The sequence below is a fragment of the Kocuria sp. CPCC 205297 genome, from assembly GCF_040981035.1.
In the GTDB taxonomy this organism is placed as follows: Bacteria; Actinomycetota; Actinomycetes; order Actinomycetales; family Micrococcaceae; genus Kocuria; species Kocuria marina.
This window is the reverse complement of record NZ_JAVKPY010000011.1, coordinates 1-23373: the sequence shown is the minus strand read 5'-3', so window position 1 is coordinate 23373 and position 23373 is coordinate 1. Positions and strand designations below refer to the sequence as shown.

The 23373-nt window shown below is 69.0% G+C and carries 15 protein-coding genes; 12 read left to right on the top strand and 3 right to left on the bottom strand.

Annotated elements, in window-relative coordinates; genetic code table 11:
* Positions 1-31: 31 nt before the first annotated feature.
* On the top strand, positions 32-790 hold the full coding sequence (locus RF650_RS11060; RefSeq protein WP_131333375.1) for a phosphoglyceromutase: 759 nt from the start codon (positions 32-34) through the stop codon (positions 788-790).
* A 195-nt stretch (positions 791-985) separates the two neighbouring features.
* On the opposite strand, the gene phoU is transcribed toward RF650_RS11060, so the two are convergent.
* Complete coding sequence (gene phoU, locus RF650_RS11055; protein ID WP_064846278.1) at positions 986-1684, bottom strand: phosphate signaling complex protein PhoU; 699 nt, start codon at positions 1682-1684, stop codon at positions 986-988.
* A 233-nt stretch (positions 1685-1917) separates the two neighbouring features.
* On the opposite strand from phoU, the gene RF650_RS11050 reads away from it, so the two are divergent.
* Together RF650_RS11050 and RF650_RS11045 are read left to right on the top strand one after the other, a co-directional pair.
* Positions 1918-3105, top strand: a complete 1188-nt coding sequence (locus RF650_RS11050) for a cell wall metabolism sensor histidine kinase WalK (protein ID WP_131333374.1) — start codon at positions 1918-1920, stop codon at positions 3103-3105.
* Entirely contained in the window at positions 3102-3782 is a 681-nt protein-coding gene (locus RF650_RS11045) for a response regulator transcription factor (RefSeq protein ID WP_064846275.1), read from the top strand. The genes RF650_RS11050 and RF650_RS11045 overlap by 4 nt, the downstream gene beginning before the upstream one ends.
* A 168-nt stretch (positions 3783-3950) precedes the next feature.
* On the opposite strand, the gene RF650_RS11040 is transcribed toward RF650_RS11045, so the two are convergent.
* Positions 3951-4490, bottom strand: coding sequence for a hypothetical protein (locus RF650_RS11040; protein ID WP_131333373.1), 540 nt, complete (start codon positions 4488-4490; stop codon positions 3951-3953).
* A 300-nt stretch (positions 4491-4790) separates the two neighbouring features.
* Here RF650_RS11040 and RF650_RS11035 point away from each other — a divergent pair, with 300 nt between their 5' ends.
* The 6 genes from RF650_RS11035 (at position 4791) to glgX (ending at position 11434) form a co-directional block, all read left to right on the top strand.
* The gene (locus tag RF650_RS11035) at positions 4791-5276 is read left to right on the top strand and encodes a CarD family transcriptional regulator (protein WP_064846759.1); all 486 of its coding nucleotides are present in this window, start codon (positions 4791-4793) and stop codon (positions 5274-5276) included.
* An 18-nt stretch (positions 5277-5294) separates the two neighbouring features.
* Positions 5295-6143: a 2-C-methyl-D-erythritol 4-phosphate cytidylyltransferase gene (locus RF650_RS11030; RefSeq protein ID WP_242670475.1), complete on the top strand. Its 849-nt coding sequence runs from the start codon at positions 5295-5297 to the stop codon at positions 6141-6143.
* Positions 6136-6669 (top strand): 2-C-methyl-D-erythritol 2,4-cyclodiphosphate synthase, encoded by a 534-nt coding sequence (gene ispF / locus RF650_RS11025; protein ID WP_131333372.1) that lies wholly within the window; start codon positions 6136-6138, stop codon positions 6667-6669. Before RF650_RS11030 ends, ispF begins: the two co-directional genes overlap by 8 nt.
* Positions 6670-6807: 138 nt before the next feature.
* Complete coding sequence (gene cysS / locus RF650_RS11020) at positions 6808-8250, top strand: cysteine--tRNA ligase (protein ID WP_131333371.1); 1443 nt, start codon at positions 6808-6810, stop codon at positions 8248-8250.
* 84 nt (positions 8251-8334) lie between these two features.
* The gene (rlmB, locus tag RF650_RS11015; protein ID WP_064846762.1) at positions 8335-9303 is read left to right on the top strand and encodes a 23S rRNA (guanosine(2251)-2'-O)-methyltransferase RlmB; all 969 of its coding nucleotides are present in this window, start codon (positions 8335-8337) and stop codon (positions 9301-9303) included.
* Positions 9290-11434, top strand: a complete 2145-nt coding sequence (glgX, locus tag RF650_RS11010) for a glycogen debranching protein GlgX (RefSeq protein ID WP_131333369.1) — start codon at positions 9290-9292, stop codon at positions 11432-11434. Before rlmB ends, glgX begins: the two co-directional genes overlap by 14 nt.
* Before the next feature lie 17 nt (positions 11435-11451).
* Here the strand turns inward: glgX and glgP are convergent, their stop codons facing one another.
* Positions 11452-14082 (bottom strand): alpha-glucan family phosphorylase, encoded by a 2631-nt coding sequence (gene glgP / locus RF650_RS11005; RefSeq protein WP_311254194.1) that lies wholly within the window; start codon positions 14080-14082, stop codon positions 11452-11454.
* Positions 14083-14710: 628 nt separating this feature from the next.
* Here glgP and RF650_RS11000 point away from each other — a divergent pair.
* The 3 genes from RF650_RS11000 to glgB all read left to right on the top strand — a co-directional run bounded on the left by RF650_RS11000 (position 14711) and on the right by glgB (position 22964).
* Positions 14711-16747 (top strand): alpha-1,4-glucan--maltose-1-phosphate maltosyltransferase, encoded by a 2037-nt coding sequence (locus tag RF650_RS11000; protein ID WP_131333987.1) that lies wholly within the window; start codon positions 14711-14713, stop codon positions 16745-16747.
* 115 nt (positions 16748-16862) lie between these two features.
* A complete protein-coding gene (gene treS, locus RF650_RS10995) occupies positions 16863-18632 on the top strand; it encodes a maltose alpha-D-glucosyltransferase (protein ID WP_131333367.1) in 1770 nt (589 codons plus the stop codon).
* 63 nt (positions 18633-18695) lie between these two features.
* Positions 18696-22964, top strand: a complete 4269-nt coding sequence (glgB, locus tag RF650_RS10990) for a 1,4-alpha-glucan branching protein GlgB (RefSeq protein ID WP_368814927.1) — start codon at positions 18696-18698, stop codon at positions 22962-22964.
* Positions 22965-23373 lie beyond the last annotated feature (409 nt).

Below are 23373 nucleotides of genomic sequence, written 5' to 3'. Positions count from 1 at the left end.
CTCGGTGGCCCCGGGGTGGGACAATGGCCCCATGGCTAACGATTCCGCTACCCACAAGCTCATCCTGCTGCGCCACGGTCAGTCCGACTGGAATGAGAAGAACCTGTTCACGGGCTGGGTGGACGTCCCGCTCACGGACAGGGGCCGCGCCGAGGCCACCCGCGGCGGTGAACTGATCGCCGAGAACCAGCTGCTGCCGGACGTGGTGCACACGTCCCTGTTGCGCCGCGCCATGAACACCGCCAACCTCGCGCTCGACGCCGCGGACCGCCTCTGGATCCCCGTCAAGCGGTCGTGGCGACTCAACGAGCGCCACTACGGTGCCCTGCAGGGCAAGAACAAGGCGGAGATCCGCGAGCAGTACGGCGAGGAACAGTTCATGGTCTGGCGCCGTTCCTACGACACCCCGCCGCCCGCCCTGGACGATTCCTCCGAGTGGTCGCAGGCCGGGGATCCCCGCTACGCGGACGTTGCCGACCTGCCCCGCACCGAGTGCCTCAAGGACGTCCTGGAGCGGTTCCTGCCGTACTGGGAGGAGCAGATCGTCCCCGATCTCAAGAGCGGCAGGACGGTCCTCGTGGCCGCGCACGGCAACTCGCTGCGCGCACTCGTCAAGCACCTGGACGGCATCTCGGACGACGACATCGCCGGGCTGAACATCCCCACGGGCATCCCGCTGTACTACGAGCTGGATCGGAACCTCAAGCCCGTGACCCCCGGTGGGCGCTACCTGGACCCGGACGCCGCCGCCGAGTCCATCCAGGCCGTGGCCAACCAGGGCAAGAAGTAACCCTTCTGGCACCGTGACGAATCCCCGGCACACTTCGGTGCCGGGGATTCTCATTGTCGCCGTGTCTCGCGGGGCCGCGGGTACGCCGCCATTCGGAGCGATCGGACGACGCCGCTCGGGCCGGTCCCCGGATGATCCCACCCGGGGCGCGCCGTCACGGGTCCCGGCGGCTCACGCCACCGGGACCCGCACCGCTCACTCGCCGGCGTCGGCGCCGATGTGTCCGTGGCCGGTGGGGTGGCTGTCGGTCGCGGGGGCCCAGTCGCCGGTCACGAGGTAGGAGACCTTGCGGGCCACGGAGACGCCGTGGTCACCGATGCGTTCGAGGTAGCGGGAAGCGAGCGTGACGTCCACCGCGGTGGGCACGGAGGAATCCCAGTCGGGATCCGCGAGCATCTCGAACACCTGCTGGTGCTTGAGGTTCAGCTCGGACTTCAGGGCGAAGATCTGGTCCGCCTCGGAGATGTCCCGGTCCTCGAGCACGGAGATCACGCGCTCGACCAGACGCGCGTCGATGTCGAACATCTCCTCGAAGTGCCCGCGCATGGCCTCGGGCAGGACGGGCTCGGGGAAGCGCAACCGGGCCAGCTGGGCCAGGTGACGGGCCAGGTCGCCCATGCGCTCGAGCGAGGCACTCATACGCAGCGCGCCCACGATCATGCGCAGGTCGGAGGCCACGGGGGACTGCAGGGCCAGGATGTCGATGGAACGCTCATCGAGATCGTTCTGCAGGAAGTCGATGCGAGCGTCGTTGGAGATGACCTCTTCGGCCACCTGGATGTCGGCGTCGAGGAATGCGGTGCGGGCGCTGCCCAATGCCTGCTGCACGAGCGTGGCGATCTGAATCAGCTCCTCACCGACCTGGTGGAGCTCAGCCTGGAAAACCTTACGCACAGGGGGCGTCCTTTCGTTCATGGCAAGTCCTGGTCCGTAGCCTACGCGGGTTGAGTGGGCCGGGTGCCATCGGGATGTCATCGGGGGAGCGGCACGACGAATTCGCACGCGCCCGACCAGGTTCACAGGCTGCCGTGAACGAATCGTCATCCCCAGGTGAACGTTCGTTGAACCGGCCCCCACGGGGCGCGGATCACCGGGGTGCGTCCGGGCGGGCCGTCTAAGCTGACACCGTGAGCGATACGTCGATTGCCCTGCTGGCCGGTTTCATCGGCTTCTTGCTCGGCATCAGCGGGGTGATCGCCGTGCGGGTGAGCCAGCGGCGTCGCCATTCGCTGGCGGACGTCCAGGAGCCCACGCTGCCCGAGGGCACCGCGGAGATCCTCGCGGCACTGGGCCTCGCGTACGTCGTGGTCGACGGCGTGGACGGCGTTGTGCGCGCGTCCCCCGCGTCCTACGCGTTCGGGATTGTGCGCGGGCACACGGTGGTGCACCAGGACCTGCTGGAGATGATCCGCAATACGCGCCGCAACGGCGTCGTGGAGGAGAAGCGCCTGGAGCTGACCCGCGGGCAGTTCCAACACGGGTCGATCGTGCTGGACGTGCGGGTCGTGACCCTCGCGGACGAGTACATCCTGTTGCTCGCGGATGACCAGACCGAGATCGTGCGCGCCCAGTCCATCCGCACCGACTTCGTGGCCAACGTCTCCCACGAGTTGAAGACGCCCGTGGGCGCCATCAGCCTGTTGTCCGAGGCCATCGAGGACGCCGCGGAGGACCAGGACGCGGTCCGCCACTTCGCCGCGAGCCTGCAGCGCGAGTCCATGAGGCTGAGTGCGCTCGTGCAGGACATCATCGAACTGTCCCGGTTGCAGGCCACGGACGTGGTGGCCAAAGGCACTGCCGTGGATCTCAACCGCGCGGTGCGTGAGGCCGTGGACCGGAACAAACTGGCCGCGGAGGCCAAGAACATCAGCATCAAGGTGGGCGGGCGGATCGAGACCCCCGTGTTCGGGGACCCGGACATGCTCGTGACCGCGGTGCGCAACCTGATCGACAACGCCGTGCGGTACTCCCCGGAGAACACCCGCGTGGGCATCGGCCTGCGGGAGCGGGAGGGGATGGCGCACATCACCGTCACGGATCAGGGCCCCGGCATCGCGGAGACCGAGCAGGACAGGATCTTCGAACGTTTCTACCGGGTGGACAGCGCTCGGTCCCGCCAGACCGGGGGTACCGGTCTGGGATTGAGCATCGTCAAACACGTCATGGCGCAGCACGGCGGGGAGGTCTCCGTGTGGTCCCAGCCGGGCCGGGGGTCCACGTTCACCCTCGTGCTGCCGCCCATGGAGGAACCCGAGGACCAGGCGGAGCCCCCACGCGGAGGGCTGCGTCAACAGCGAGTGGAGGAGCGCGCGTGACCCAGATTCTCATGATCGAGGACGAAGAATCCCTGAGCGACCCGTTGGCGTACCTGCTGGGCCGTGAGGGGTTCGAGGTCACCGTGGTCGCGGACGGGCTCGAGGCCGTGGCGCAGTTCGACCGCACCGGCGCGGACCTCGTCCTGTTGGACCTCATGCTGCCCGGCCAGTCGGGGACCGAGGTCTGCAAACAGATCCGGCAGCGCTCCACGGTCCCGATTATCATGCTCACCGCCAAGGACGCGGAGATCGACAAGGTGCTCGGGTTGGAGCTCGGCGCGGACGACTACGTGACCAAGCCGTATTCGTCGCGCGAACTCGTGGCGCGGATCCGGGCGGTGCTGCGGCGGCGTTCCGAACCGGAGGAACTGATCACGGCCACGGTCGCCGCGGGTCCCGTGCGGATGGATGTCGAGCGTCACGTGGTCCACGTGGGCGGGGAGCCAGTGGCCATGCCGCTCAAGGAGTTCGAACTGCTGGAGATGCTGCTGCGCAACGCGGGCCGCGTGCTCACCCGGGGCCAGCTCATCGACCGGGTGTGGGGTTCCGACTACGTGGGGGACACCAAGACCCTGGACGTGCACATCAAGCGGCTGCGTTCCAAGGTGGAACCGGAGCCGTCCGCGCCGCAGCACATCGTGACCGTACGCGGTCTCGGGTACAAGTTCGAGCCCTGATCCCGACGCCTCCACGGAGCGGCACCCGTATGACGTAAGAACCGCACCCTTAGCAGGGTGCGGTTCTTACGTCTGTACACAGGTCTGAGAAAGCGAGCGCCCGGACCCTCGTGTTCGGGGCCCGGGCGCTCGCTCGATCTCGCCGGTCGGCGCGGGTGGTGTGAGGGGTCAGTGCTCGCCGTGCGCCTCGCCCGCGGGGGCCGGAGTGTTGGAGGGGTTGGCCGGGGTGGACGGTGCGCCGCCGGGCACGAAGGATGCGTAGCGCGGGTAGGTGTGGTCCAGGACGGGGACCTGGGTGGTCTGGTCCTGGTCGTCCGCGGTGAACGTGGTGTCCACCATCAGGCCGGGGTTCGCGCCGGCTCGGTCCAACAGCACGGGCCGGGACTTCTCGAGCACGACCTCCTGGTTGGCGGGGACCTCCACGCTCGCGCGGGCGCCGTTGGCGTCCATGGTGACGGTCTCGGTCTGGTCGCCGGTGTTGATCAGGGTGCCCAGCACGCGGCCCTCGGAGTTCTCGTCCTCGGCGACGACCAGGATGTTGCGCAGCTGGACGTCACCCAAGTCCATCTGGATCCCGTCCGTCGGGGCGTAGCTGTCCATGGTGGCCTGCGGGCTGATGTACGCGCACCCGCTCACACCGGTCAGGACGGCGAGTGCCGCCGCACCCATTCCGAGGTGCTGCAACTTCTTGTGGGCGGCGTTCTTCACGGCACGAACTCCTCGGGCTCTCTGACAGCGGGTGCAAAATCTGCAGTCAGTCTATCGGTTTGGCCACGGATCGTCTGCATCCGCGCCCCGTTCGTGGCGCGCCCGTAGGCCCGTGGTGCGCGCGCTTATGGAGTGACGACGACGTCGCACGGCCGGGTCACGCACACCCGCCCGGGCGCTGCCCGGGTGGCCTCCATAAGGCCCCGTGATGCGGTCCGTGGAGCGGCCACGGACGGGGCTCGCGGGAAGGTGGGCAATCATACACCGTGGTAGACTTGGCGGGCTGAAAGGGGTTTGTGCATGGTTTTTGAGGTTGGCGAAACGGTTGTCTATCCGCACCACGGTGCCGCAACTATCGAGGAGATCAAGACTCGAACCATCAAGGGTGAGGAGAAGATGTATCTCCGGTTGAAGGTCACCCAGGGCGATCTCATGATCGAGGTCCCGGCGGAGAACGTCGATCTCGTGGGTGTGCGGGACGTCGTGGACGAGGAAGGCCTCAAGGAGGTCATCGCGGTCCTGCAGGCCAAGGACGCCGAGGAAGCCTCCAACTGGTCGCGCCGCTACAAGGCCAACCTCGAGAAGCTCGCCTCCGGCGACGTCCTCAAGGTCGCCGAGGTCGTGCGTGATCTGTGGCGCCGCGATCGCGGCAAGGGCCTCTCCGCCGGGGAGAAGCGCATGCTGACCAAGGCCCGCCAGATCCTCACTTCCGAGCTGGCGCTGGCCAAGAAGATCGACGAGGAAGAAGCGGAGAAGCGCCTGGACGACATTCTGTCCGCGGCCTGATCCCCGCAGCACGTCTTCGTGTCCCAGATTTCCGACCTCGCGAGCCCGTCCGCCATGGACGGGCTCGCCGTCATTGTGGTGGCAGCCGGTTCCGGCACGCGGCTCGGGTACGGGATGCCCAAGGCGCTCGTCCCCGTGGCCGGTCGACCGATCCTGGAGCACGCGCTTGCCACGGTGCGCGGGACCCTGCGCGGTGCCGCGGTGATCGTGACCGTGCCCGCCGGAGACACGGATCTCACGGCCGTCGCGCGCGCCGCGGGGGCCGCGGCCGTGACCGGGGGTGCGACACGCGCCCAGTCGGTCGCGGCGGCACTGACCGCCCTGCCCGCGGGTGCCACCCACGTCCTGGTGCACGACGCCGCTCGCTGTCTCACCCCGCCCGCCGTCCTCGAGCGGGTGGTCACCGCCCTGCATACGGGTGCACAGGCCGTGGTTCCCGTGACCCCGGTGACCGACACCGTGCGCGGGGTGGACACCCACGGGCGCAGTACCGGGACGGTGGACCGGGCGGGGCTGCGCAGCGTCCAGACACCCCAGGGTTTCGACCGTGCACTGCTCGAACGGGTGAACCGCGCGGCCGGTCTGCTCCCGGACGGGCCACTGGACGCCACGGGGGAGGACCCCCAGCTCGGGCACAGTGTTCGAACGGCAAAGGCGGCCACCACGGTGAGGGGTTCCGCAGGGGATCCCGAAGGCATCACGGACGATGCGAGTCTTGTGGAACTGTTCGCCCCCGAACACCCCGTGGAATTCGTGGCCGGGGACGAGGAGTCCTTCAAGATCACCCGTCCCCTGGACCTGGTACTCGCCCACGCGATCGTGCGTGAGCGGGACTCGGCCTGTCCGGCACAATGGCCGCATGACTGACGCATCCCCAGGCCCCGCCGATCCATCGACCCCGGAACCCCGGCCGTACCCCGTCCCGCTCGTGGGGATCGGGGTGGACGTGCACGCCTTCGGCCCGGAGGGCACCCCGCTGTGGATCGCCGGACTCATGTGGCCCGGCGAGCGGGGACTGAGCGGGCACTCGGACGGGGACGTCGTGGCACACGCCGCGGCGGACGCGCTGTTCTCCGCGGCCGGCGTGGGGGACCTGGGAGCGCACTTCGGAACGGACCGCCCGGAGTTCGCCGGGGCCTCGGGGTGTCGGATCCTCTCGGAGGCAGTGCGGATCGTGACCGAGGCCGGCTTCCGGGTGGGCAATGTCTCCGTCCAGCTCGTGGGCGACCGACCCAAGTTCTCCCCGCGGCGGGACGAGGCCGCCGCGGTGCTCACGGAAGCGGCCGGCGCGCCGGTGCACCTGAGCGCGACCACCACGGACGCTCTGGGGCTCACGGGCCGGGGCGAGGGTCTCGCGGCGATCGCCACCGCGATCGTGTTCCCGCGCGGCTGAGCCCAAACGGGCGGCGACCGAGCCCGCCGGCCGCAACCCAGCAGGCCGGTCGAGTCCACCGGGGGAGCCCGCCAGTAGTGTCGGCCGACCGAACCCGCCCGCCGCGAGCGTGCGGCGCCACCCCGTTAGACTGGCAGGGTGACTTTGCGCTTCTACGACACCGCTTCCGCGACCGTCAAGGACTTCGTCCCCGTGCAACCCGGCGAGGCGGGCCTCTACTACTGCGGTGCCACGGTGCAGGGCGCACCGCACATCGGCCACGTGCGTTCCGCGCTCGTGTTCGACATCCTGGCCCGCTGGCTGCGCTTCCGTGGCTACGAGGTCACCACGGTGCGCAACGTGACGGACATCGACGACAAGATCCTGGCCAACGCGCACGCCTCGTTCGAGAACGACTACCAGGGTGACCACCCGCGCGAACCGTGGTGGGCGCTGGCCTACCGGTTCGAGGGTGTGTTCGGGCGGGCCTACGCCGCGCTCGGTATCGAGGCCCCCACGTACGAACCCCGGGCCACGGGCCACGTCCCGGAGATGCACTCGCTGATCCAGGAGCTGATCGACGCCGGGCACGCGTACCCCGCACTCGACGATTCCGGCGACGTCTACTTCGACGTCCGTTCGTGGCCCCGCTACGGCGAACTCACCCGGCAACGCGTGGAGGACATGCAGGACGCCCCGGACGCCGATCCCCGCGGCAAGCGCGATCCCCGCGACTTCGCGCTGTGGAAGGGACACAAGGAGGGCGAGCCCGCCACGGCGTCGTGGGATTCCCCGTGGGGCCGCGGCCGCCCCGGCTGGCACCTGGAGTGCTCGGCCATGGCCCACAAGTACCTGGGCGCGCACTTCGACATCCACGGCGGCGGCTTAGACCTGCGTTTCCCGCATCACGAGAACGAGCTCGCCCAGTCCACCGCGGCGGGCCGCCCGTTCGCCAACTTCTGGCTGCACAACGGGCTCGTGACGTACGAGGGCGAGAAGATGTCCAAGTCGATCGGCAACACGGTCTCCCCGGCGAGCATGCTCGAGGAAGCACGGCCGCTCGCCGTGCGCTACTACCTGGGCCAGGCCCACTACCGTTCCGTGCTGGACTACCGGCCCACGTCCCTGCGGGAGGCCACCGCCGCCGTCGAGCGCGTGGAAGCCGTCCTCGCGGCCGCGCAGCATTCCGGACTCAGCGTGTCCTGGGAGCACACGGATGTGCCTGAGGAGTTCGTCGCGGTCATGGACGACGACCTCAACGTGCCCCGCGCGCTCGCGGTGCTGCACGAGACGGTGCGCGCGGCCAACACGGCTCTCTCGGGCCCGGAGGCCGCGACCGCCCAGCCGCTCGTCTCCGCGATCGCGGGCATGTCCGACGTCCTGGGATTGCTCCCCTTGATGAGTCTCGACGGCGCTCGGGACGCCGACGGCGCCGAGCACCGCGCGCTCGACTCCCTCGTCCAGGACCTGCTGGCCCAGCGTGCCGCCGCGCGTGAGGTGAAGGACTGGGCGCTCGCGGACCGCATCCGGGACCAGCTGGCCGCTGCCGGCGTCGTCGTGAAGGACGGTGCCCGGGGGTCCGAGTGGTCCGTGGGGGAATGAGCCTGGCCTAAACTGGAGCCAGATCGCCGACCACCCCGGGGCGGCCCGCGGGCCGTGACCCGTGACAGACACGGAGTACTGACCATGGCCCAGAAGAACCGACCCGGAGCCACGCGCAAGAAGAAGGGTCCGGTCGTGGGTAGCGGCGGCCAGCGCCGCAAGGGCCTGGAGGGCCGCGGCCCCACGCCCAAGGCCGAGGACCGCGTCTACCACAAGGCGTACAAGGCCAAGCAGGCGGTCGCGCGCAAGCAACAGAACCTGCACCGGCGTCCGTCCCGCACGGGGGCCGGGCCCATCAAGGAGGACCTCGTCACGGGGCGCAACGCCGTGCTGGAGGCCCTGCGCGCCGGGGTGCCCGCCAAGACGTTGTTCGTGGCCACCAAGATCGAGATGGACGACCGCGTCAAGGACATCCTGCAGTTGTGCGCCGAGGCCCAGGTGCCCACGCTCGAGGCCTCGCGCGGCGAGCTGGACCGGCTCTCTGCGGACGCGATCCATCAGGGTGTGGTGCTGCAGGTCCCGCCGTACGACTACCAGGACGCTGACGAGCTCGCGGCCTCCCTCATGGCCGACCGGGGCGAGGATTCCCGCCCGCCCCTGCTCATCGCGGCGGACGGGATCACCGATCCCCGCAACCTGGGCGCGATCATCCGCAGCGTCTCCGCGTTCGCCGGGGACGGGGTCATCCTGCCCGAGCGCCGCTCCGCCGGGGTCACGGCCACGGCGTGGAAGACGAGTTCGGGTGCTGCGGCGCGCGTCCCCGTGGCCAAGGCCACGAACCTCACGCGCACGCTCGAGAACTGCAAGAAGCAGGGCTACTTCGTGGTCGGCCTCGACGGCGGCGGGGACGTGGACCTGCCGCAGCTCGAGTTGGCCACCGAGCCCCTCGTGGTGGTCGTGGGTTCCGAGGGTAAGGGCCTGTCCCGCCTGGTGACAGAGCACTGCGACGCGATCGTGTCGATCCCCATCGAATCCGCGATGGAGTCCCTCAACGCGTCCATGGCGGTGGGGATCACGCTGTACGAGATCGCGCGCCGGCGTGCAAGCGCGTAGTTATCCGCTGGGCGTCCACCCCTCCCCGTCCGGGGACGGGACCGCCAACGTCGCGGTGTACGCCCCGGGACTGACCGAGGTGGACCTCATGTTCCGGCGCCCCGGTGAATCGTGGCAGCGGTTGCGGCTCGCGGGGGAGAACCACGGGATCCATTACGCGACCGTCTCGCGCCCACGCCATGTGCCGGAAGTGGAACTCACCCCGGACGAGCTCGCACGGGACGTGTGTCCCGCGATGCCCGAGGGAACCGAGTACGGATTCGTGAGTGCCCGGCCCGAGGGCAGTCCCGTGCCGGATCCGGCGTACGAACCGGTCCTGCTGGACCCCTACGGGCGGGGACTGACGCGTGTGGCGCCACCGCGCGGCGTCGTCAATCCCGGCGCGGACGCCTACGGCGGGGAGTACGTCTCCGTGGTGGTCGCCCAGGACCACGAGTGGCGCGACCACGATCGGCCCCGGCCGGCGTGGCGCGAGACCGTGATCTACGAGGCCCACGTGAAGGGCCTCACCATGCTGCACCCGGGGATCCCTCACGAGCTGCGCGGCACCTACGCGGGACTCGCGCACCCCGTGATGCTCGAGTACCTGCGCAGCCTGGGGATCACCGCGGTGGAGCTGTTGCCCGTGCACGCCCACCTGGACGAGGCCCACCTGACCGCGAACGGGCTCACCAACTACTGGGGGTACAACACCCTCGCGTTCTTCGCACCCCATGCGGGGTACGCGACCAAGGCCGCCCAGGAGGCCGGGCCCACCGCGGTGCTCAACGAGTTCAAGGCCGCCGTGGACGCCTTGCACGGCGCGGGGCTGCAGGTGTTCCTGGACGTCGTGTACAACCACACCGCAGAAGGCGGACCCACGCAGCGCCCGTACTGCTGGCGCGGGCTCGGGGACCGGGAGTACTACCGCCACGACGAGCACGGCAACTACGTGGACGTGACCGGGTGCGGCAATTCCATGGATTTCGGCAACCCCCAGGTCGTGCGCATGGCGCTGGACTCCCTGCGCTACTGGGTCACGCAGTGCCACGTGGACGGCTTCCGCTTCGACCTGGCCCCCGAACTGGGCCGCGACGAGCACCACCACTTCACGCGCAACCACCCGTTCTTCGTGGCGATCGCCGCGGATCCGGTGCTGCAGGGCGTGCGGATGATCTCCGAACCGTGGGACGTGGGCGCCGGTGGCTGGCAGACCGGGCGCTTCCCCACCGGCTGGGCGGACTGGAACGACCACTACCGGGACACCGTGCGGGACTTCTGGCTCTCGGGTCAGCGCACCTTGCGTCGCGGGGGCGGTGGGGGCACCGCCGGTCGGCTCGCCGGGGCGATCTCCGGGTCTGCGGACCTGTTCGCCCCGCACGGGCGCACCACGCTGGCCTCGGTCAACTTCATCACCGCGCACGACGGGTTCACGCTCTACGACCTCACGGCGTACGACGCCAAGCACAACGAGGCCAACCGCGAGAACAACGCGGACGGCACCAACGACAACCACTCGTGGAACCACGACCACGAGGGCTTCTCCCCGGACGTGCGCGTGCGGGCCGCCCGCGCGGCCACCGCGCGCAACATGATGGCCACGCTGTTGTTCTCGCAGGGCATCCCCATGATCACCGCGGGGGACGAGCTGTTGCGCTCCCAGGACGGCAACAACAACGCGTACTGCCAGGACAACCGGCTCTCGTGGGTGGACTGGCGACTCACACCCCTGGACCGGTCCATACTACGCACGACCCAGCGGCTCATCCGGATCCGCCGGGCCTTCCTGGCGAGCCAACCCCGGGACTTCCCCACGCGCCCCCGGGACGTGGTGCTCAATTGGTACGCGAGTTCCGGGGAGCCCATGAGCGACGATCTGTGGCAGACGGACGGGGTCCGTGCGCTGCAGGTCGTGATCGGCGCGCGCGGGGGTGACCTCGCGGGACTGTTCGTGCTCAACGGCACCGCATCGCCCGTGGCCGCGGTGTTGCCGCGCTTCGAGAACCTGGCCGGCTCGGACGTGGAGGTGGCCTCGTACCGGCTCGTGCTCGCCACGGACCCTCAGCTCGACGAACTGACCGGCAACCGATGGCGTGCCGGGGAGGAGCTCACGGTCCCGGCACAGAGCATCGCGATGTTCGCGATCGCGTGAACCGGGCGGGCCGGACGTCAGTCCCCGGCGTTGCGCACGAGAGCGAGTTCGGCCGGTGAGGCCAACTCGTCGTGGCGCGGCAACACCCTCACGGTGTACCCGAACGGGCCGGAGCGGTCGATCGTGATAGGTCCGGAGAACGTCATGCGTCCCCCACCCAGCTCGGTCACGTCCTCGAGCGTGGCGTAGGACCGTTCGTGGATGTGATCGGTTTCCGAGACACGCCCGTAGCTGACCTGCACGGTCACGTCCTCGGGAGTCAGTTCGCCCAGATCTACGTACGCGTTGACCGTGAGCTCGTCACCGATCTGCGGTTCCTGGCGCACACCGTGTGCGTCCACGTGCTCGATCCGCAGCTGCGGCCACGCGGTACGCACGCGCTCGACCCAGTGGGCCGTGCCGCGGGCCAGGGCGCCGTCGTCCGTGGTCACGCGCCGGCCGGCGACACACGCGGGGACGTACAGCTCGTTGACGTAGTCGGTGAGCATCCGCCGGGCGGAGACCTTGGGTCCGAGGGTCGCGAGCGTGTGGCGCACCATGGCGAGCCACTGGTGCGGCACGGTGCTCGCTCGCGACGGCGCGGTGTCGGGTCCGGCCGCGGTCGTGGCGTCCTCGGAACCGTCACCGTAGAACCGCGGTGCCACGTGGCTCTCGATGAGTTCGTACAGCGCGGCGGCCTCGATGTCATCGCGCTCGTCCGTGCTGGCCTTGTTGTCCGCGGTGGGGATGGCCCAGCCGTTCTGCCCGTCGTACATCTCGTCCCACCACCCGTCCAGGACGGAGAGGTTGAGCCCGCCGTTGATCGCGGCCTTCATCCCGGAGGTCCCGCACGCCTCGAGCGGACGCAGCGGGTTGTTGAGCCACACGTCGCACCCCGGGAACAGGACACGCGCCATGGCGATGTCGTAGTTGGGCAGGAACACGATCCGGTGACGCACCTGCGGATCATCCGTGAACCGTACGAGGTCCTGGATCATCCGCTTGCCCATCTCGTCCGCGGGGTGGGACTTGCCCGCGACCACCAACTGCACGGGGCGGCGGGGGTCCAATAGGATCCGCTTGAGCCGTTCCGGGTTGCGCAGCATGAGCGTGAGCCGCTTGTACGTGGGGACGCGGCGTGCGAAACCGATGGTCAGCACGTCCGGGTCCAGCACGGACTCCGTCCAGCCCAGTTCCGCGTCCGCGGCACCGCGGCGCTTCCACGAGGCCCGTAGACGCTCGCGGACGTCGTGCACGAGGCGTTCCCGCAGGGCGCGGCGGGTGGCCCAGAGCTCGGCGTCGGACACGTTGTAGATCCTGCGCCAACGAGCGGCCGGGTTGGTGTCGTTCTCCTCCGGGTCCACGGCCATGCGCCACACGGCGGGGTCGATCCAGGAGGGGACGTGCACGCCGTTGGTCACCGAGGTGATCGGGACCTCCTCGGTGTCGAAGCCCTCCCACAGCCCGTGGAACATGGACCGGGACACGGCACCGTGGAGCTCGGCCACGCCGTTGGCACGCTGGGCGAGCCGCAGCCCCATGACCGCCATGTTGAATTTGCTCGGGTCACCGCCCGGCATGGTCTCCGCACCCAGCTCAAGCACGCGCTCGGAGGGGACATCCGGGGCGAGCCCCGCGGCGAGGACGTGGGCGATCTGATCGCGTTCGAAGCGGTCGATGCCGGCCGGGACCGGGGTGTGGGTCGTGAACACGGTCGCGGCGCGCACCGCGGTGAGTGCTTCCTCCCACATCATGGCCTGGGCGTCGGCCCCGGGGTTCATGAGTTCCTGGATCCGCTCGACGCCCAGGAAACCCGCGTGGCCCTCGTTGCAGTGGTAGACCTCCGGCGTGGGCGCACCCGTGATCCTGCTGTGCGCGCGCAGCGCCCGGATCCCTCCCATGCCCAGCAAGAGTTCCTGGTACAACCGGTGGTCGCTGCCGCCGCCGTACAACCGGTCGGTGACGTTGCGTGCGGCGTCGTCGTTCTCGCTGATGTTGGAGTCCAGCAGCAGCAGCGGCACGCGGCCCACGTCCGCCCGCCAGATCTGCGCGGACAGCGTGCGGCCCTCGGGCAGCGGTAGAACCACGCGCGCGGGCGTACCGTCCGCTTCGCGCAGCAGGGTGAGAGGGAGTTCATCCGGGTCCAGCACCGGGTAGGTCTCCTGCTGCCAGCCGTCCCGGGACAGCGACTGCTTGAAGTACCCGGCCTGGTACAGCAATCCCACGCCCACCACGGGCACGCCCATGTCGGACGCGGTCTTCAAGTGGTCCCCGGCGAGGATCCCGAGTCCGCCCGAGTACTGCGGAAGCGCGGACGTGATGCCGTACTCGGCGCTGAAATACGCCACGGCCGCCGGGGCGTCCTCGCCCTGCGTGCGCTGGTACCACTGGGGTTCGGTGAGGTAGGTGTCCAGATCGGCGTCGAGGTCGCGGATGCGCGCCACGAGCTCGGGGTCCGCGGCGATCTGCTGGATCTCCTCGCGCGTGAGCGAGCCCAGGAGCTTGACGGGGTCCCCGTGGACCGCGTCCCACGCGTGCGGGTTGAGTTCGGCGAAGAGGTCCTCGGTGGGCTGATGCCACGTCCATCGGAGGTTCTTGGCCAATCGTGAGAGTGCGGCGATCGACTCGGGCAGGACGGTGCGGACGGTGAACCTGTGGATGGCCTTCACGGTTCCGAGCCTAGCGGCTGTGGCCCCGCCGCTCCACGGGGTCCGACGTGTGACGTGAGCGCGTCGCCGTCGCGGTTCGGGGACCACGGCCACGGCCTTATGAATCGGGGCGTTTGTCGCTAACGTTGGTCTCGTGTCGCAGCAGAACTCACAGCCCCAGGGCCGCCGTCCGTCCTCAGACCCCGTGCCGGATCCCCGCGCGGGCGATGCCCACCCGGACGTCGGGTCCCGCTTGACCCCGCCGGTCCCGGCCACGGGCGTTCCCGACATCGCCCCCTCGGTACGCCGAGCGGAGGCCCACGACGATGCCGCTCGCGTCCCGTCCGCGCCGGAGGCAACCGAAGCGGCGTCGTCCGCCGGTGCCGGGCAGCCGGACGCCCACGCATATGCGGAACCGGGTGCGGCCGAGGAGGTCGCCGCGGTCGTAACACCTACCGGGGACACCGAATCCGAGGCGCAGCCCGCATTCGACCAACAGTCCGCACCCGGAGCGCAGCGCGAGCCCGACACCCAGTACGAGCCCGACACCCAGTACGAGCCCGGCACTCAGTCCGCACCTGATCCGCACGCCGAAGCCGCGGCGCAGGCCCCGGCCGAGCAGGACACCGATTCCGGGGACGACGAGCACCTGGCGGACTTCCCGTCGGACGATCTCGTGTACGGGCGGATCCCCGTGACGGACGTGAGCCCCGTGATCGAGGGTGGGCGTTTCCCCGCCACGGCCGTTCCCGGTGAGGACATCCGGGTGAGCGCGACCGTGTTCCGCGAGGGTCATGACTCCCTCGGTGTGACCGCGGTGCTGTACGACCCGCAGGGCCGTGAGACCCAGCGCCGACCCATGACGCTCGTGGCCCCCGGGACGGACCGCTACGAGGCGTGGCTGCGTCCCGAGCACGAGGGCCCCTGGAGTTTCGCGGTGGAGGGCTGGTCGGATCTCTACGACACGTGGCACCACGCCGCGCAGATCAAGTTGGGGGTCGGCCAGGACGTCGAGCTCATGTTCCAGGAAGCGGCCCTGCTCTTCGACGCCGCCTCCAAGGAGTCCGATCGCGCGACCGAGGAGGCCCGGGTCTTCGAGGACGCCGCCGAGGCGATGGCGGACACCGACCGCACGCCGGAACAGCGGTGGGAGATCGCCACGTCCCCGCAGCTCCTGGACTACGTCCGTGAGCGGCCGCTGCGTGATCTGCTCAGCTCGTCCCCGCGCTACCCGCTCGGCGTCGAGCGCGAGGCCGCGGGTCGTGGTGCGTGGTACGAGTTCTTCCCGCGCTCCGAGGGCGCCACGTACGACCCCGAGACGGGCGAGTGGACCTCGGGGACGTTCCGCACGGCCACCGCGGCCCTGGACCGGGCCGCGGCCATGGGCTTCGATGTCGCGTACCTCCCGCCCATCCACCCGATCGGGCGCAACCACCGCAAGGGGCCGAACAACACCCTCACGGCCGGACCCCAGGACCCGGGTTCCCCGTGGGCCATCGGTGGGCCGGAGGGAGGTCACGACACGATCCACCCGGACCTCGGGAGCTTCGAGGACTTCGACGCGTTCGTCGCGCACGCCCATGATCTCGGTCTCGAGGTCGCGCTGGACCTCGCGCTGCAGGCGTCCCCGGATCACCCGTGGGTCGCCGAGCACCCACAATGGTTCACGACCCGCGCGGACGGCAGCATCGCCTACGCCGAGAACCCGCCCAAGAAGTACCAGGACATCTACCCCCTGAACTTCGACAACGACCCCGAGGGCCTCGCCGCCGAGATACTGCGGGTCGTGGAGCTGTGGATCGGTCACGGCGTGGACATCTTCCGCGTGGACAACCCGCACACCAAGCCCCTGTGGTTTTGGGAGTGGCTGATCGTCAGGGTGCGCAAGAACCACCCGGACACGGTGTTCCTCGCGGAGGCGTTCACGCGTCCGGCCATGATGCAGGGGCTGGCCAAGGCCGGGTTCCAGCAGTCCTACTCGTACTTCACGTGGCGCAACACCAAGGAGGAGATCGAGGAATACCTCCAGGAGATCTCCCACGAGACCTCCGGGTTCTACCGGCCCAACTTCTTCGTGAACACCCCGGACATCCTCACCGAGTACCTGCAGTTCGGTGGCCCGGCCGCGTTCAAGGTGCGCGCGGCCCTGGCGGCCACCGCGTCCCCGCTGTGGGGCGTGTACGCCGGCTTCGAGTTGTTCGAGCACGTCGCTCGTCCCGGGGCGGAGGAGTACATGGACAACGAGAAGTTCCAGTTGCGCCCGCGCGACTTCGACGCCGCCGTGGAACGCGGCGAGTCGCTCGCGCCGTACATCACGCGCCTGAACCGGATCCGCAAGGACCATCCCGCACTCGGGGACCTGCAGAACCTCACGCTGCAGAATTCCACGGACGACGCCATCGTGGCCTACAGCAAGACCAAGACCGTGGAACGGGACGGCGAGCAGGTCCGGGACACCGTGATCGTGGTGCTCAACACGGACCCGCACAGCGCGCGGGAGGCCACCGTGTGGCTGGACCTCGACTCCCTGGACCTGCAGGGCCAGGACTTCAACGAGGACGGCTCTTTCTGGGTGGACGACCTGATCTCCGGTGCGAGCTGGAAGTGGGGCACCCACAACTACGTGCGCCTGGATCCGTACGTGGAACCCGCGCACGTGCTCAGCGTCCGCCGCGGGGTCAAGTGAGCGAACGCCGTCGTGGTGCGCCCCGGCCGCTGAGCGCGGCGCACCACGGCGGCCGGCACCCCGCACCCGTCATGACCGACACGCACGTTTCTCCGAGAGGGCAGTCCAGCCGACCATGAGCACCACTCCTTTCCAACTCAACGCTCCCGGGCTCGCGCACGACCCGGACTGGTTCCGCAAGGCCGTGTTCTACGAGGTGCTCGTGCGAGCCTTCTCGGACGCCAACGGTGACGGCTCCGGCGACTTCTCGGGTCTGATCGACAAACTCGACTACCTGCAGTGGCTCGGGATCGATTGCTTGTGGCTGCCCCCGTTCTACGAGTCCCCGCTGCGGGACGGCGGCTACGACATCTCCGACTACTACTCCGTGCTGGACGAGTTCGGCACCGTGAGCGACTTCAAGCGACTGGTCGCGGAGGCCCACGCGCGGGGTCTGCGGGTCATCACCGATCTGCCGCTGAACCACACCTCGGACCAGCACCCGTGGTTCCAGGCCTCCCGGGAGGACCCGGAGGGGCCGTACGGCGATTTCTACGTGTGGTCGGACACGGACGAGAAGTACCAGGACGCGCGGATCATCTTCGTGGACACCGAGGTCTCCAACTGGACCTTCGACCCCGTGCGTCGGCAGTTCTTCTGGCACCGGTTCTTCTCCCACCAGCCGGACCTGAACTTCGAGAACCCCAAGGTCGTCGAGGCCGTGTTCGACGTCGTGAAGTTCTGGCTGGACATGGGCATCGACGGCTTCCGCGCGGACGCCATCCCCTACCTCATCGAGGAGGAGGGGACCAACTGCGAGAACCTGCCCGGGACCCACGACTTCCTCGTGCGGCTGCGCGAGATGGTGGACCGCGAGTACCCCGGCCGCGTGATCATCGCGGAGGCCAACCAGATGCCGCACGAGGTCGTGGAGTACTTCGGCACGGAGCAGGCGCCCGAGTGCCATATGTGCTTCCACTTCCCGATCATGCCGCGGATCTACTACTCATTGCGCGATCAGAAGGCCGCGCCCATCGTCTCCACCATGGAGCACACGCCGCAGATCCCGCGGGGCACGCAGTGGGGCACGTTCCTGCGCAACCACGACGAGTTGACGCTCGAGATGGTCACGAGCGAGGAACGCCAGGCCATGCTCGGGTGGTACGCCCCGGATTCGCGCATGCGCGCGAACATCGGTATCCGACGCCGCTTGGCACCCCTGCTCGACAACTCCCGCGCGGAGCTCGAACTCGCGCACGCGCTGTTGTTGTCCCTGCCCGGGTCGCCGTTCCTGTACTACGGGGACGAGATCGGCATGGGGGACAACATCTGGCTCGACGACCGCGACGCGTCCCGCACACCCATGCAGTGGACCCCCGACCGCAACGCCGGCTTCTCCACCGCAGATCCGGGCAAGCTCTACCTCCCGGTCGTGCAGTCGCTCGTCTACAACTACACGCAGACGAACGTGGAGACGCAGCTCGCGTCGTCCTCCTCCCTGCTGCACTGGATCCGGCAGATGCTCATGGTGCGCAAGGCGCACCCGGCGTTCGGTCTGGGGGACTACGTCAACGTGAGCACGGACCACGAATCCGTCCTGGCATTCCTGCGCCGCTTGAGCCCGCAGGACGCGGACGACGGCGCGGGGGAGACCCTGCTGTGCGTGTTCAACCTTTCCCACGTCCCCGCGAGCTGCAGCGTGCACCTGGCCGAGTACGCGGGCCGGGGCACCCGGGAACTGTTCGGCGGTGAACCGTTCGGCTCCTTCTCGGAACAAGGCGACTACCGCATCACGCTCGGTTCGCAGGACTTCTTCTGGCTCCGGTTGCGCACGACCCCCGGCACGGACGGTTCCCACCCCGAGACGGTGGCCATGCCCATCATCAAGCCCACGCGCAACGAGTGAGCGCGCGCGGGTACGGCCCGCGCGCGAAACAGTGATTGTCCAGACGAAAGCGGGGGACCCTCCATGACGGATCAGCAATTTCTCGACAGGTTGCGCGACTGGTTGCCGCGGCAGCGGTGGTTCCCGTTCACGGCCACCACGGACCAGTTGCGCTTGAGCGTCGTGGGCCGCGCGACCCTGGATTCCGGCACCGGATCGCATCGCGGCACGGAACGCATCATGTTCCTGGTCCAGGCCACGGTGGGCGAGCGCAGCGAATTACTCAACGTACCGGTCGTGCGCAGCACCGAAGCCCTGCCCGAGCTCGAGCGCTTCGCGATCGGCAGCTATTGCTCCGGCGGCCCGGACCGTCCCCTGCCCGAGCAGCTGATCGCGGGTGCGGAGGCCTCGGCCTCGTTCCTGCGCCGCGCCATCTCGCACGCGGGTTCTTTCCGCGAACGACGCCGCTCGGAGCGCTCGCGGGCCGCCCAACCCATCACCTCGGAGGACTCCCCGGAGGCCGGTCAAACCGCCGGCGCCCAGGAGAAGGCCGGCGCGTCCGGTCGTAGTGAGGCCCGCGCCGAGGCACAGGGCAGCGAGAGCACCACCGCGGACGAGACGGCCACGTTCCACCTCTACGACGCCGTGGGGGACCCAGGTTTCATGGACCGGGTGCTGCGGATCATGGATGCGCAGCTGACCGAGGGCGGGGTGCTGCGCCACGGGATGGGCCTGCACGGCCGCTACACCGGGGCCATGAACACGGATTATCGGATTGGCTCCGCGGATCAGGTGCGGGTGATCTCCTCAGAGCAGTCCAACACGTCCGTGATCCTCGCCCCGCAGGACGCGGAGGAGTCGGATTCCGCGCTGGGCGGCGACGCGGTGATCGTGAAGTTCTTCCGCGTGGTGGGGGAGGGGCGCAACCCGGACGTGGAGGTGGGCGTCAAACTCACGTCGCACGGTTCCACCGCGGTCCCGGCCACGGCTGGATGGCTCGACGCCCAGTGGCGCCAGGGCCTGGTCATCACGTCCGGTCAGCTCGCGGTAGCCGCCCAGTTCCTCGCCGATTCGCGGGACGCGTGGGCCATGGCCCTGGACGCGGCGAACCATGCCCGGGACTTCTCCGAGCTCGCGGCCGAGCTGGGTGCCACGACCGCGCGCGTCCACGCCGACCTCCTCGGCGCCTTCGAACCCGTCACCGCGGACGACGATGCTCGGCGCCGGTTCCTGGACGACCTCGCCTCGCGGATCCGCTGGGCGTGGGAGTCCTGCGGGGACTACTTCGATTCCTACCGGGCCGAGGTCGAGGACCTGCTCGAGCAGCTGTCCCGGATCCGGGAGATCCCCGCCCTGCAACGGATCCATGGTGATTACCACCTGGGCCAGGTGCTGCACAACGACGCCCAGGGGTTCCGGATCCTGGACTTCGAGGGTGAGCCCCTACGACCCATTAAGGAGCGTGTCCGCCCGGACGTGGCCCTGCGCGACGTCGTCGGCATGCTGCGCTCGTTCGACTATGCGGGCGCCATGGCCGCGCGCGAGCGGGACGAGGACATGAGCGCCTGGACCGACGCGGTCTCGGACGCGTTCCTCGAGGGGTACGCCCACACGAGCGGTTCTGGCGTGGACCGGGATTCGGTGCTCTTCCGCGCCCTGTGGCTTGACAAGGGCCTGTACGAAGTGGTCTACGAGCAGCGCAACCGCCCGGGCTGGGTCGCGGTCCCGGCCGGTGCCGTGGTGCGTTCGCTTGAACGTGCGCGCTCCCGTAACGTGAGGCGTGAAACACACGAGAGCCACACACCTGCATCCAGAACCGAGGATTTCGTGACCCCTGAACACCCCGAGAACACCAGCCCCGCGGCGTCGTCGACTCCTACGGGCCCCGAATCCACGCCGACCCCGGCATCCGAGTCCGCGCAGCACGCCGACGGCCGGGCGTCGTCGGCGGAACCGCGCAACGCGCGGGGCGCTGCGTCGGAGGCGACCGGGACGAACGACGCGTCGGCTCGGACCACCGACGGTAATGACGTGACGGCTCCGGCGGAGACCGCGGGCGGGAACCACGCGTCAACTCGGGCCGGGACTTCCCAGCAGAGCGTCGCAGCGGCGTCGGAACGGGAGCACCCCGCGGGCGGGCCCGTGCCCGTGAGCGCGGACGTGCTCGCAGCGGTGGCCGAGGGGCGCTACCACGATCCCCACGCGGTGCTCGGGGCGCACTTCAACCCGGACGGTTCGGTGACCATCCGGACCCTGCGACGCTTCGCGACGCACGTCTCGGTGCGCACGCTCAACGGGACGTTCCCCCTCGAGCACGAGTGGGGTGGGATCTTCACCGGCGTGGTCCCCGCCCACGACGAGGGCAAGATCCCCGACTACCGCGTCCTAGTGACCTATGCGGGCAAGGAGCCCGCCGAGGTCGACGACCCCTACCGCTTCGCGCCCACCCTGGGCGAGCTGGACCTGCACCTGATCGGCGAGGGCCGGCACGAGACCCTGTGGACCGTGCTCGGTGCCCACGTGCACCACTACCCGTCCTCCATGGGGGACGTCTCCGGAGTGAGCTTCGCGGTGTGGGCCCCCAATGCCCGGGCCGTGCGCGTGATTGGTGACTTCAACGGGTGGGACGGTTCCGAGCATGCCATGCGCTCGCTGGGTTCCAGCGGTGTGTGGGAAGTGTTCGTGCCCGGCATGGGCTCCGGAGACACCTACAAGTTCCGGATCCGGGCGGCGGACGGCTCGTGGCGGGACAAGGCGGACCCCATGGCCTTCGGCACCGAGATCCCGCCGTCCACCGCGTCGCGCGTGTTCGAGTCCTCCTACGAGTTCCAGGACGACGCGTGGATGCAGGCCCGCGCGGCCAAGGATCCCCACAACGCACCCATGAGCGTGTACGAGATGCACATCGGCTCGTGGCGCATGGGTCTCGGCTACGTGGATCTCGCCCGCGAACTCGTGCAGTACCTCACGTGGCAGGGCTTCACCCACGTGGAGTTCATGCCCGTCGCGGAGCACCCCTTCGGTGGTTCGTGGGGTTACCAGGTCACCGGCTACTACGCGCCGTCGTCGCGCTTCGGTTCCCCGGACGAGTTCCGCTACCTCGTGGACCAGCTGCACCAGGCCGGCATCGGTGTGCTCGTGGACTGGGTCCCCGGCCACTTCCCCAAGGACGAGTGGGCGCTCGCCAAGTTCGACGGGCAACCGCTCTACGAGCACCCGGACCCCCGCCGCGGCGAGCACAAGGACTGGGGCACGCTAATCTTCGATTACGGCCGCCGGGAGGTGCGCAACTTCCTCGTGGCCAACGCGAACTACTGGCTCGAGGAGTTCCACGTGGACGGGCTGCGCGTGGACGCCGTGGCCTCCATGCTCTACCTGGACTACTCGCGCAACGACGGCGAGTGGGAGCCCAACCAGTACGGCGGACGCGAGAACCTCGAGGCCATCGCGTTCCTGCAGGAGGCCAACGCCACCGCGTACCGACGCAATCCCGGGATCGTCATGGTTGCGGAGGAGTCCACGTCCTTCCCAGGGGTCACCAAACCCACGAGCGCCGGCGGTCTCGGCTTCGGGATCAAGTGGAACATGGGGTGGATGCACGACAGTCTCGAGTACATGGCCGAGGATCCCGTCAACCGGCACTACCACCACAACAAGGCCACGTTCTCCATGGTCTATGCCTACTCGGAGAACTTCATCCTTCCCATCTCCCACGACGAGGTCGTGTACGGCAAGGGCTCCCTGCTGCGCAAGATGCCGGGTGACCGGTGGCAGCAGCTCGCCAACGTGCGCGCGTACCTCGCATACATGTGGGCCCACCCGGGTAAGCAGCTGATCTTCATGGGCACCGAGTACGCCCAGGAGTCCGAGTGGTCCCAGGAGCACGGCCTGGACTGGTGGCTCTCCGAGACCCCACCGCACCACGGCGTGCAGGAGCTGGTGAAGAGCCTCAATGAGATCTACCGCGAGACCCCGGCCCTGTACGCACGGGACAATGACCCGTCCGGTTTCGAGTGGATCGACGCCAACGACGCCAAGCGCAACACGCTGTCCTTCACCCGATGGGACGACCAGGGCAACCCGCTCGTGTGCGTGGCCAACTTCGCGGGCAACACCCACGAGCGCTTCCGGTTGGGTCTGCCGTGGGCGGGTGAGTGGGACGAGGTGCTCAACACGGACTCTGACATCTTCGGTGGTTCCGGCGTGGGCAACCTGGGCCGGGTCACCGCGGCCGAGGGTGCATACAACGGGAAGCCGGCGTCCGCCGAGGTCACCGTCCCGCCGCTCGCGGTGTTGTTCCTGAAGCCGGCCAAGGGTGCGAGCACCAGCCCGACGGCGCGCGACCGGGACTGATCAGGTCACGCATCATTGAATGCAGAACCCGCGGGAGCACGTGCTCCCGCGGGTTCTCCGTCTCCGGTTTGCCGTCTCCCGCGGGGGCGTGTAATGTCTTCCGAGTTGCCACGGCAGCGGCCGCGAAGGCCGAACGGGGCAACGAAACGGAGTCGATCCCACCACTGACGAGCCGCGCACAACGGCGAGAAGGTGTGCTAGGATGGTTCCCCGCAAGCCGCTGAAGAGCGGTGACAGCAGGAAGCAATCGAGAGTTCATTTCGAGTTGCAGCCTGGGTCACCCGCAGCTAAGCTTGCAGATCGCAACCGACCGTTGTGGCCCTGGTGAGGGGCCGTGTGGTGTGGTTTGTTGTTTGTCAACTCAATAGTGTGTCTAGTTTGTTGATACCAAAGTTTTTTTGTTTTTGGT

Bases quoted from the DNA above. Each gene is read 5' to 3' on its own strand.
- rlmB (WP_064846762.1), top strand. From the start codon at position 8,335: ATGGCCCAGAAGAACCGACCCGGAGCCACGCGCAAGAAGAAGGGTCCG.
- RF650_RS11035 (WP_064846759.1), top strand. From the start codon at position 4,791: ATGGTTTTTGAGGTTGGCGAAACGGTTGTCTATCCGCACCACGGTGCC.
- glgB (WP_368814927.1), top strand. From the start codon at position 18,696: ATGACGGATCAGCAATTTCTCGACAGGTTGCGCGACTGGTTGCCGCGG.
- treS (WP_131333367.1), top strand. From the start codon at position 16,863: ATGAGCACCACTCCTTTCCAACTCAACGCTCCCGGGCTCGCGCACGAC.
- RF650_RS11060 (WP_131333375.1), top strand. From the start codon at position 32: ATGGCTAACGATTCCGCTACCCACAAGCTCATCCTGCTGCGCCACGGT.
- ispF (WP_131333372.1), top strand. From the start codon at position 6,136: ATGACTGACGCATCCCCAGGCCCCGCCGATCCATCGACCCCGGAACCC.